Annotated in this window: 5 protein-coding genes; 3 read left to right on the top strand and 2 right to left on the bottom strand. The window is 46.6% G+C overall.

Annotated elements, in window-relative coordinates; translation table 11 throughout:
* Window positions 1-363 precede the first annotated feature (363 nt).
* The gene (gene hepC / locus KN811_RS21450; RefSeq protein ID WP_187966875.1) at window positions 364-2,340 is read right to left on the bottom strand and encodes a heparin-sulfate lyase HepC; all 1,977 of its coding nucleotides are present in this window, start codon (window positions 2,338-2,340) and stop codon (window positions 364-366) included.
* 24 nt (window positions 2,341-2,364) lie between these two features.
* On the bottom strand, window positions 2,365-3,567 hold the full coding sequence (locus KN811_RS21445; RefSeq protein WP_187966876.1) for a PH domain-containing protein: 1,203 nt from the start codon (window positions 3,565-3,567) through the stop codon (window positions 2,365-2,367).
* 453 nt (window positions 3,568-4,020) lie between these two features.
* On the opposite strand from KN811_RS21445, the gene KN811_RS21440 reads away from it, so the two are divergent.
* The 3 genes from KN811_RS21440 to KN811_RS21430 all read left to right on the top strand — a co-directional run bounded on the left by KN811_RS21440 (window position 4,021) and on the right by KN811_RS21430 (window position 11,829).
* Window positions 4,021-7,254, top strand: coding sequence for a chondroitinase family polysaccharide lyase (locus KN811_RS21440; RefSeq protein ID WP_187966877.1), 3,234 nt, complete (start codon window positions 4,021-4,023; stop codon window positions 7,252-7,254).
* Window positions 7,255-7,342: 88 nt separating this feature from the next.
* Complete coding sequence (locus tag KN811_RS21435) at window positions 7,343-8,497, top strand: heparin lyase I family protein (RefSeq protein ID WP_187966878.1); 1,155 nt, start codon at window positions 7,343-7,345, stop codon at window positions 8,495-8,497.
* A 167-nt stretch (window positions 8,498-8,664) separates the two neighbouring features.
* Window positions 8,665-11,829 (top strand): SusC/RagA family TonB-linked outer membrane protein, encoded by a 3,165-nt coding sequence (locus KN811_RS21430; protein WP_187966879.1) that lies wholly within the window; start codon window positions 8,665-8,667, stop codon window positions 11,827-11,829.
* Window positions 11,830-11,923: the final 94 nt, after the last annotated feature.

The raw sequence follows: 11,923 nt of genomic DNA, 5'->3' as shown, positions 1-11,923 counted from the left end.
CAAAATGATCTACGATGAATGGGGGCAATACAAGTTTTATAAAGTCCAGGTAATTATCCAAAGCAATATCTTTTTTTGCAAAGATCGACTTTTACTTCAATTCTTCCCCAACTTTTGAGATTGATCCGTAAGAACGTTAAATGCCTATCTGGACGAAGTATATAACAGGCTACTGGAATGTCATAAAGAACTTTTGGAGGAAGATAAAATTATATCCTCAGAAGCCATTAAAGCCCGATATTTAATTTTATGTACCCGAAAATCTGCAGCTTACTCTGATCATCAGGATGAAATATCCTAAAAAACTGTAGTATTGAATGAGGAAAAGATCATCAAGAGGTCCTGAATCGGGTTGATTTATTTTTAATTAAAATTCTTTTTCACCCAATGTATCTTGCCATTTATGTTAAGGGTAATATCTATAACCCCGTGCTCCGGGTCATTGTTTTCGTTTTCCGTTATGTCTACCCGGGGTGCCTTTTTTCCTTCAAACGGGTACAGGACAGTGATAAACCTCACGGCGCCGGGATCTTTTTTGTCCTGGTTGAAAGCAAATGCAGGCCTCTTTATCTCCCTTCTGTAGGCATATGAAACCTTACCTTCTTCACGAATGATCTCCGTCCGGTCCGGATTCAGGTTTTTTATCAAAAGGTTGTTCCCGTCCTTGTAGGCTGTTTGTGCACTGCGGCCTTTTTTGCTTATGAGTGCCTTTCCCTCTTTCAGTTGAAAGTGAACGGCAACTTTACCCCTGGCAGGCCCTTCGGCTTTATCGAAAATAATAAAGTATTTTTTATCAATGAAAAGCACGGTTCTCGTATGGTCCAGGTTCTGGTAACTGGGATTGGTATATGAGAGTATATCCAGGGAGTCCGAAGTTTTCCAGATGCGTAGACGGGCATCGCAAATATCCATATCGGCATTGTTTAGTGTCAGGGTTTTATGCATCCTGGTCTGCCTGTACCAGTTCCGCAGTTTCATGACCTCCTCGTCCCCTCCGTAAACATAAGCTCCCGCATCCGGCATAAAATTCCGCCCTTTTACCCACAGGTCGAATGTCCCGTTATCGGGCTGGCTGTGCCAGAAAGCAGGCGGACTGGCTTTTAGGACCATGACGGTGGCCGTGTCTTTCCAGCTGTTTCTGAAGGTATAGAATCCACCCTGTTTTAAGGCGTGCGACTCATAAGAGGGGGGTGTTCCTTTCTTTCCGTCCGTGGCAAAATAGCGGATCACCGGGTTTTCGGGAAAGGCCTCGGCCCAGCTCCGGAACTTTTTGATCATACCGGATTTTTGTTCCAGTTTGGCATCGGAAAACATGGGATAGGAATAATCCGGGAACGAGAAATTTACCAGTGCCATGATCATGCTTTCCACGGTCTTTTTATAGCTTTCGGGAAATTCTTTCTCCAACCTGGCAAGCTGGGCCATTCTCAAAGCCCTGAGAAAAATGTTAATGGTTCCTGCGTGATAATTCGGGGATAACTCGTATTGCAACCCGTCGGCATATACCTGTTTTTTTATTTCCCGGTTAAGGATGTCAATACCACTCTTACGCCATTCCTGCGCCTTTTTAAATTCCGGGAAGAAGGCCCCTGCATAGATCATGCGTTGTGCTTCAAAGAGCAGGTGGTTGCCTTTTTCCGAATAGTGATGAAGCACATGTTGCGCATGATGGTGATAATTCTCCAGAAATTCCATGAGGAACTGTGCTGTAAAATTCGGAGAACCGATAAACATATTAAACAAAGCGGTCTGGTCCTGGAGGCGGCGGGATGTTTCCAAAGGCCGCCATGCAAACCTGTCATTTTCATCCGACAGGCCCTGGGGGTTCTTTTTGATCCAGTCCCTGTATTGAAACACCCATTCTTTGGCATAGGTTTCATTCCCGGTAGCCCAATAGGCCAGCCCCATGGGAGGCCACCAATACATACGGTTTACCTGCCATCGTATCTCATTGTCACGGACGGGCCAGTATTGCCAGTTGATATCCTTTCCATAATCCAGGAACCCATAGCCCTTGTGGACAAAAAACCGATGATCTGACCCTTTGTCTGCTTTTTCCAGTACGTCTGCCGGTAATTTCTTTCCGTAATATCCGGCCTGGTCCTCCCTGTTATATTCGGGATGCCTGATATGTGTCCGGCCCCGGTAATATTCCAGTAAGGCCTCCGCAGCCTGCTCGTATTGCTGTTGATGTACCAGGATTTTTACCTTTTCCATGCCCGGGTAATTGAGGTCGAGTTTTTCGAATACCGTGTCGTCCTGTTTAAATACAGGTTTATGAAGTGCTGCAATGCCCCAGACGGGAATGATGAGGAGCAGAAATAACTTGAGATATCGCATATTAAGATTTTATATTGTAAGCGGTCATATCTTCTTCAGGTCTATGTTTTTTAAGCGCGCATAGCGGTCCAATGCCTCCAGAAAATAATAATCCGCATAGTTAATGGGGGTGTCTACTTCGGAATTATTGGGCAGGGCGCCGACACTGTGATTTAAAATAAAAAAATGTGCACTGTCCGGCCTTGCCAGGTAGATATCGGAGGAAAGCGATTTCAAAATGTCCTCTGCAAAAGCAAAATATTTGCTGCCGTCCTTAACCTGTGTACTGAGTTCCAGCAGGGCCGATGCGGTGATCGCGGCGGCAGAGGCATCCCGTGGTGCACCGGGAATATCGGGAGCGTCATAATCCCAGTACGGAATTTTATCCTTGGGCAACCGGGGGTGGTTCATAATAAAACGGGCAATGTGTTCGGCCTGTTCTATAAATTTCTTTTCTCCCGTATTTTTATAGCTCATGCTAAAACCGTAAAGCCCCCAGGCTTGTCCTCTTGCCCAGGCGGTTTCATCGCCATAGCCCTGATGCGTTTCTTTTATTACCGGTTTTCCGGACAGGGTATCGTAGCTTACCACGTGATACGAACTGTGATCTTCACGGTAATGGTCTCTTAGAGAGTTCATGGCGTGACTTTCGGCTGCCCGGGCGTACACCGGCTTTTTAAATTTGTCCGAAGCCCAGTACAGCAGTTCGAGGTTCATCATATTATCTATGATCACGGGGTATTGCCATTCGCCAAAATCCCACGAACGTATGGACCCCACTTTTTCATTGTAACGGCTGTAAAGGTTTGCCGCCCCGTTACGGAGCACTGGGAGGTATTTTTTGTCCCGGGTGATCCTGTAAGCATTTCCGTAGGAGCAGAACAGCATAAAACCCAGGTCGTGCGTATATTTAAAATCCTTTATGGTATCCAGGGCCAGGGTAAAACGTTCGGCCTGTTGTTTCAGGACCTTTTTACCGCTTATTTCGTATCCCAGCCAAAGGCTCCCGGGGAAAAAACCGGTAGTCCAGTCGTTTGCCGGGGCAAGGCGTACGCTTCCGTCCGGTTCGACGGAACGCGGGTTCATGCCCGGGGAATATTCCTCCGATGCCCTGGTTAATTGATGGGTAGCTGTTTTTACGGACTTTTCCAGCCATGTTGCTGTTTCCGTTCGTTGGGAGGTCTTACAACTGTTAAGGAATAATAATCCGGCCAGCACATACCATACACCCGAAACTTTTCTCTTCATGATCAAAATAAATTTAGATAGATTATGGGTTATAAAAGTATGAGTCGTCCCGGGGAGGCCGTTTAGATTTAAACTTTTTTTATTCAAAAAATGATTAAAACGCCCGGAGTGATCCAATTTTTATTATCAAGTTAAAGGTTAAAACCCTGTTCCCGATTGTTATCGGGATCATTGCAGCTACTTTAGTTTCTGTAGACTTTTAAGAGACAGGTTATTGAGTGTTGACTAAATAACCAAGTAACCCAATAACTATGACAATTTCGCGGCCACTTTCTAACCTCCGGACTTCAGGTCCAGATTGGTTTAATTTGTTTGTGTTTTTGGTTTTCATACGGTACGTTGAAGATTAAATTAAATAAAATTTAAATATTTCAGTCGATTATTGAAAGGTGAAAAATTCCTGTATGGGTACATTTAGGGCGAAATTAACAACGATCACCAAAGCTTTCGTTTATGAAAATTTTATTTCGCTTTTTAGTGACCCTGTGTTCTTTATGGCCTACGGTTAACTGTGCCCTGGCAGATGTACCCGTTTTTGCGCGGGAGGGAGGCACCCGTTTATTAAAGGACACCGTTCCGGATGCTGTTTTAGTGAGGCAATTACAGTTTGAGTCGCCTTCTGAACTGAATGACTGGAGTACTGAAAAAGGCAGCATCGAGATTTCCCCGCGGCATTATAAGGGTGGAAAGGCCTCTATGTTGTGGAAATGGGAGAAAGGCGGAATGCTTCGGGCCGATCATCTCCGGGGATTGCAGGAAGCCGGTGGGGTTTATCCGGGAGGAAGCCCTGAGTTTTATGAACCTGCTTTTTATCCCGAAGGGAGATATGGCGGGCTTAAAATGTGGCTCTACCAGGAAAAACCGCAAAAAGGGGTACTGGTATTTCAGGTAGGCAGTGACCCGGAAGCAGCCCGGAAAGCCCCCAGGTATAAATTTCAGGTAAACCTGGATTTTACGGGATGGAGGGCCGTATGGGTAAACCTGGAGGAAGACGCCAGGGTAGCCTCATACTCCGGGAGCGACACGGTGAAAAGTATCATGGCATATGTGTCCGGCGGCCCGAAAGAAAAAGGGGAACTCTTTATAGACCACCTGTCCCTGCTCACCTTTATTTCCAATAAAAGGCATTCCGACCTGCAGTTTGTCAACCGTAAACGGGAATTTCGCCAGGCCGATTCCTATGAAATATTAAAACCGTACCGTGACTATCGTGAAAGCGGTATTGACGGGGAGGCATTTGACCCTGAAATAGTCGGTACAAATGCCGGAATTATTACAGAAAGGCTCGAGTTCCTGATCCTGGGGGATTCATCCGGGGATTGGAAAGAAAGAAGATCGGGGATAGGAAAAAAGATGGGGGCAGCGATTGAATTGGGTTTATCGTATTACGACAAATTACACTTGCGCCGTGATCATGGCTTTGTCAACGGACGCCCCATGTTTGCTTCCCGTGATGAGCATCCGGCCGAAAACGGGCTTGTTTTCCAGGAAGTAGCCCAGAAAGCTACTTTTCCCCTGGCCATGGATTACAGGTTGAACGGAAAGGCAGCATCTGAAGAAAAACTTGTGGACGTTCTGGATTATTTCGAAGACCAGGGGTTTGCCCCGGGGAGCGCCATGGGGACGGTAGACCATGTGATCCGTTTGAATGCGATAGCCAACGCCATTTTTCTCATCCGGGACGAACTTAAAACGGAAAATAAACTGGACTCCCGTATAAACATGCTGCTGTGGCATACCCGTATGGGCAGTATACTGGACATCGACTATACCAGGGGAGAAAATACCGATAAAGTGCGCGGAGGCGCTTTGGTAAAGCTGATAACGATATTGCTGATGGAAAATAATGCATCAAAGTCGTACCTGCTGAATGCTTTTAAGGAATACATGGATTATGTCATAGGTTTTGCCCCGGGTTACAGCGATACGATAAAACCCGATTATTCGGTTTATCATCACCGGGGAACATATCTCAATTCATATGGCATACAGGCCGTAAATACCATGGCCATGATAGGGTGGTTGCTCCGGGATACGCCTTATGCCTTATCGGACAGATCGGTAAGCATACTGAAGAAACTACTCGTAAAACATTCGCAGATTGCTTTTGGGACAGATTTGCATTACGGGGTGTCGGGACGGTTTCCGCATCAGAACAGCGCCATAGGAAGGTTTCTTCTGCCGGCCTATGCCTTTATGGCATTACAGGGAGATGAAACAACCGATACCGCACTGGCCGAAAGGTTCAACTACCTGTACAGGATCACCGACCCTGCGGAGATCACCGGTATTCTTATCCCTGCGCTGACCTATTCAGGGACTTTCGGGACCTTGGATTTACTGGTCAGGCTGCATCGGAAAACAGGAGACCGTGAAAACAGTCCGGGTAACGGCAATTACACCATGCCGTATTCCGGTTTGTCCGTTCACAGGAAAGACAGTGCCTATGCTGCGGTAAAAGGATATAACAGGTATATATGGGATTTTGAGACCGGGAGCTCAAAAGGGGAGAACAGCCTGGGGAGATACCTGAGCTTTGGTTACCTGATAACCGTACAGGGCCGTGAAGAAAAAGGTTTTGAAGGAGCAGGCATATCGATGAACAGCGGTTATCACTGGGCATTTCTTCCCGGGGCCACAACCAAGGCGCTTCCCATGGAAAAAGTGTTTTTTCAGAACAGGGCCACGAAAAAATATATCGAAGGGTATCACAGGAGTTTCTCCCGTACTGCTTTTGCCAATGGTCTGAGCCAGGAAGGTAAGAACGGTATGTTTGCCATGGAGTTCCGGGACGATGTAGGGCCCGATAAGGAAAAAACACTGTTCGACGACACCTTTCGTGCCAGAAAATCCTACTTTTTCATAGGGGACGAGATCATTTGCCTGGGATCGGATATTTGTAATAAGGACGAGCGTTACCATACCGTTACTACCTTGTTTCAATACAAACAGGATGCCCGGAAGCTTACGTATTACAACGGGGAATCTTTAGGCGCAGGCCTTCCCGTAAACAGAACGGCAACGGACGGATATATTACAGATCAGAACGGCATCCACTACATTGTCCGCAACGGGGGAGATGTACACATAGAACAAACCGCCCTGGAGTCCCTCGTACGTGATGGTAAGATCTATAAAAAGGTGACGGTCCCCTCTATAAAAGTATACCTGGACCACGGGATGTCCCCGGCAGGCGGGGAGTATGAATACCAGATAGTGTTAAACACCTCAAAAAAAGCCCTGGAGCCGTTTGTAACACATAAAAGCTATAAGGTCCTGGAAAAGAACAGGGAAATACACAGTATTTATCACCAAAAGTCAGGGATCACGGCATATGCGGTGTTTACTCCGCGATCCGGGTTAAAGAAAGGACCTGTAATGGCTGTTGATACCCCCACCCTTATGATGTTCCGGGAACCCGGAGAATACGCGGTACTCACCGTAGCAGACCCGGATATAAAATTAAAACCCTGGAATCACAATATGTCGCGTATGCCCGATGAGATAGTCAACGGGACCGGTGAAGGCAGCCTGCTGACCATAACACTGAAAGGAACGTGGTATGAGGCCGGAACATCCCCCGCTCTGAAATCTCTCAGGCATTTAGGGGGAAATACCGTTCTTGAGGTCTTCTGTAAAGACGGCAGGAGTGTAGACATACCACTTAAAAAAAGAGAAAACGATTAAACGGAACCCATTAAAGTGCCGGAGGCAGTATTCCCGGTACAGGGTTTTTATTGCACGGAAACCAACCCGAACCTTTAAATTCACCACAATGAAAAAATCATTTTTATTCGTTACGGCAGCCCATTTCCTTTTGTGTACCGTTGCTGCGGGGCAGCAACAAAAGACAGTTCCCTTAATGCCCAGGGTAAATATACAGGCAGACAGTGCCGGAAAAAAGGACATCATAGACCAACAATGGGTAGCCGTAGGCATAAACCGGCCCTATTCCATCCAGCACGATTATTCCTTGCTTTTCCGGGGAAAGCCTTCCTATCGTTTTGAGTTGAAAACAAGCGATAATGCATTACAGGGATATGCAAAAGGAAGCACCAAGGGCAGGGCAGAACTTTCCTATTGTTACGCTACAAGTGACAATTTCAAAGACCTCCCCGGCAGTGATTATGAGCATGCCAGGAAGATGAAAACCGTTTACCATCACGGAAAAGGAATAACCCCGCAGGGGGCATCCATGCGCTATACCTTCTCGGTCTTTATCTCTTCTTCCCTGCCGGAAAATATATCTGCTATTTTTGCCCAATGGCACGGGATGCCTTCAAGAAGGCTGGCCTCTACCCCGGAGGGCCAAGTAAAAATGCTTAGCGTAGACGAATTTCTTTCCCTCTACGACAGGATGATCTTTAAAAAGAACATCGCCCATGACAAAATAACGAAAAAGAACAAGGGCGGAAGAGTGACCTATAAGGCCGGAAAACCCAATGGCTGGCTTATCGAACAAGGCGGATATCCTCCCCTGGCTTTCGGGTTCTCTAAAGGATATTTTTATATCAAGGCCAATTCAGACAGGAAATGGCTCACAGACAAGACCGACAGGTGCAATGCCGACCCTTCCAAAACACCGGTAATGCAACCGGTCACTTCCAGGTACAAGGCCTCCACGATCTTGTATAAAGAACCCTTTTCGGATTTTCCCAAAGACAAATGGGTCACTTTTAATGTCGATGTGGACTGGACGGTATACGGTAAAGAAACAAGTGCGATCATAAAGCCGGGAAAAATAGATATATCCATGAGATATACCGGAAAGGAAAAGAGAATACACAGGCATCTTGTAGATCATAAAGAGGTCTTTATAGGACGGAATGACGAAGATGGTTATTACTTTAAATTCGGTATCTACCGGGTAGGGAACAGTACGGTTCCCGTGGTGTATAACCTCGCCGGTTACAAAGAAACCCCCCGTTGACCCTACCGGACTGATCGCGAAGAACAATAGGCATTCAATCTCCCCCTTATCTGCTTATTGCACAGGTCTTTCAACAAAATCAAAATGATTTTAAACAAAATTTTAACTTCTTTTTTGAGGTTAACGCTATGTTTGTTCGGCAAAAATTAACCAAAACACTATATTTTATGAAACACATACCTGATTTGAAAAACTGGTTTTGGGACAGGGCCATACCGCTTTTTTCCTTAGTGCTGATGCTGTTCTTTTCTTCGGTGACATACGGGCAGGACCGGAAAACGATTCGTGGAAAAGTAATAGACGAGGATGGAGTCCCTATGCCCGGGGTCACAGTAGTGGTTAAGAACACCAGTAATGGCACGGTTACCGATTTTGACGGGCTATACACCATATTACCGGAAAAGGCAGACGTCATTCTGGTATTCAGTCACCTCGGGTTCATTAAACAGGAAGTGCCGGTATCGGGAAAGGGCCAGGTAAATATTACGTTAAAAGAAGATGTTTCCAGATTAAATGAAGTTGTTGTTATAGGATACGGCCAGGCTAAGAAAAGGGACCTCACGGGGGCCACCGGGTCTGTGGATGTAGAAAGTGTGGCCAAGGCGCCGGTCGGTTCTTTTGACGATGCCCTGGCCGGAAGGGTAGCCGGGGTACAGGTTACTTCGAGCCAGGGAAGGCCGGGGTCGGGGACTTCGATTAAAATACGGGGCACGGGATCTCTTACACAGTCCAGTTCGCCCCTATATGTTATAGACGGATTTCCCGTGGAGAACTTCGACCCGTCTACCATAGCACAGTCCGATATAGAATCCATGGAAATCCTCAAAGGACCCTCTGCGGTTGCCATATACGGTTCCAGGGGAGGGAACGGGGTCGTTATGATTACCACCAAGGGAGGAGTTGCAGGAAAAACCGAAGTGAGTTACGATATGTTCTACGGTATAGAGAATATTACAAAAAGGGTAGATGTGCTTAGCCCTTATGATTTTGTGGATCTGCAGTATGAAATAAATGCCGAGAACGCAGACCGGAAATACGGGCCACTGGGCTTGTACCGAAAGGAGGATGGTTCCAGTATAAAAGGAATAGACTGGCAGGAAGAAGTTTTTAACCAAACGGAGGTCCAAAGTCACTCGGCAATGGTAAGCGGGGGAAATGAAGGGACTAAATACAATTTGTCATTTTCCAATTACAAGGGGGAAGGGCTTCTGGAGAACAGCGGTTTTGAACGGACCTACCTGAAATTAAAACTGGATCAGAAAGTATACCATAATTTAAAGGCAGGAGCCAATATTTCATATACAAAGACCGGGATAACCGGGGCACATACCTCTACAAATATCCTGGACCCCAGTGTTGAAGGAGGGTCCAGCAATGCACGCTTCAACCTGCTAAAAGATATCGTTCAGGGAAGGCCTACCGGGGGATTGTTCTATACTAATGAAGACCTGATCAATATGCCGGAGGACCCCGATACCGAAGAAGGGGCCCCTATTAGTAACCCCATAGTAAATTCCCGTACCCAGGTCAGGGAAGACGATAAGCATACGTTCAGCTTTAACGGGTATCTGGAATACAGTGTACTGAAGAACCTGGATCTCCGGGTTATGGGCGGATTGCGCAAGGTTTTCAGGAAACGGGGGAGTTTTGATGAAAAAAACAGCGTTTTCGAAAGAAGGAATGGCTTTACCAGGGGAAGGATCATACAGCAGGAGGCTACCAACCTGTTGCTCTCCACAACACTGTCTTACAAGAAAAAAGTAGGGAAGAAGCACCGTTTTTCAGGGCTTCTGGGATTCGATTACCAAGATGCCGAAGATTATTATACCGAAGCTTCCGGAAGCGTTTTTCCTGAACCTAACAAGGGCCTGGATAACCTGGGGGCTGCGACCGAAGCAGGCTTCCCCGCTTCATCGAAAAGCCCCACGAATAAACTGATATCCTACTTTTCACGGGTAAATTATACGTATGACGACAGATACCTGTTTACGGCTACCATAAGAAGGGATGGTTCTTCCAGGTTCGGAAAGAACAAAAAGTTCGGGCTCTTTCCCTCGTTGTCCGGGGCCTGGAGGTTTTCGGAAGAGTCCTTCCTGGTAGATTCCAACCTCCTAAGCGATGGGAAATTAAGGGTAGAATGGGGGCAGGTAGGGAACAACCGTATTCCGGCATTCGTGTCTTCCGCACTTTTGAGCTCCACAACCTATGGACTGGAAAATGGTATTGCCGCCGGAGTACGGCCTGCAAACCTCGCCAACCCGGATATACAATGGGAAACCCAGCAACAGGTCGATATCGGGCTCGATGTCGGCTTGTTCAACAATCGTGTATTATTTACGGCAGACCTGTATCGCAAAGATTCCAAAGACTTGTTGCTAAGGGCCCCGACACCCGCTACAGTAGGTGTAAGCAGTGTGTACAGGAACATCGGGAAGATTAGGAACGAAGGTCTTGAATTGGCATTGAGCACCGTAAATATAGATAAAGAGCTGAGGTGGACCTCCGACCTCAATATTTCATTTCCGAAAAGTAAAACCCTGGGGCTGGTTGAGAACGATACATTGTACAGCAACTCTTCCTGGTACAGTAACAATATAAGCCAGGACCCCTATGCCAACGATTTTATTACCGTAGTGGGGAAACCCTTCGGACAAATGTATGGCTTTATAGACGATGGTATCTACAGGGCAGATGATTTTGATGAGACCGGAGTACCGTACGTGGATGTGGCTTTCGGAGAAGCAAAACCGGGGCACAGAAAATACGAGGACATTAACGGGGATGGGGTGATAAATGACGAGGACAAGGTGATTATCGGCAATCCGAACCCTGTCTTCTTCGGAGGCTTTAATAACACGTTCTCCTACAAGAGGTTTGACCTGAGCGTATTCCTCCAGTGGTCTTATGGCAATGATGTTTATAACGCCAACCGGATGTTGTGGACATCCAACCTGAAGAGTGTCCGGAATTTTATACCCGAAATAGTAAACCGGTGGCGGGCAGACCATACAGAAGAACAAAATAAAGCAGCGACCTTCCGGACTATTGACGACAACACCCAGGTACTTACCAGCCAGTATATCGAAGACGGTTCTTATCTCCGGTTAAAAACGGTTTCATTGGGGTACCGGTTCCCCGACAAGTGGCTTGACAGGATGTTTGTTCAAAGACTGAGAATTTATGTAACCGCACAAAACCTAGTGACATGGACTAGTTATACCGGTTATGACCCGGAAGTAAGCACAAGGGGCAACGGCCTTACTTCGGGAGTGGATTTCGGAGCCTATCCGAGGAGCAGGACCTTTGTAGGAGGGATCTCCGTAGCATTTTAAACCATTCCCAATTTTTTAAAACTTGGAGTATGAAAGCCCATAATGGGCATTTAACAAGAATGGACAATACCAACCGACATAAACAAAGCCAAAT

It is taken from the genome of Sinomicrobium weinanense (assembly GCF_018863395.1).
Taxonomy (GTDB): Bacteria; Bacteroidota; Bacteroidia; order Flavobacteriales; family Flavobacteriaceae; genus Sinomicrobium; species Sinomicrobium weinanense.
The sequence above is the reverse complement of the archived record's forward strand: the minus strand, read 5'-3'. Positions and strand labels throughout refer to the sequence as shown.

Bases quoted from the DNA above. Each gene is read 5' to 3' on its own strand.
- hepC (WP_187966875.1), bottom strand. From the start codon at position 2,340: ATGCGATATCTCAAGTTATTTCTGCTCCTCATCATTCCCGTCTGGGGC.
- KN811_RS21445 (WP_187966876.1), bottom strand. From the start codon at position 3,567: ATGAAGAGAAAAGTTTCGGGTGTATGGTATGTGCTGGCCGGATTATTA.
- KN811_RS21440 (WP_187966877.1), top strand. From the start codon at position 4,021: ATGAAAATTTTATTTCGCTTTTTAGTGACCCTGTGTTCTTTATGGCCT.
- KN811_RS21435 (WP_187966878.1), top strand. From the start codon at position 7,343: ATGAAAAAATCATTTTTATTCGTTACGGCAGCCCATTTCCTTTTGTGT.
- KN811_RS21430 (WP_187966879.1), top strand. From the start codon at position 8,665: ATGAAACACATACCTGATTTGAAAAACTGGTTTTGGGACAGGGCCATA.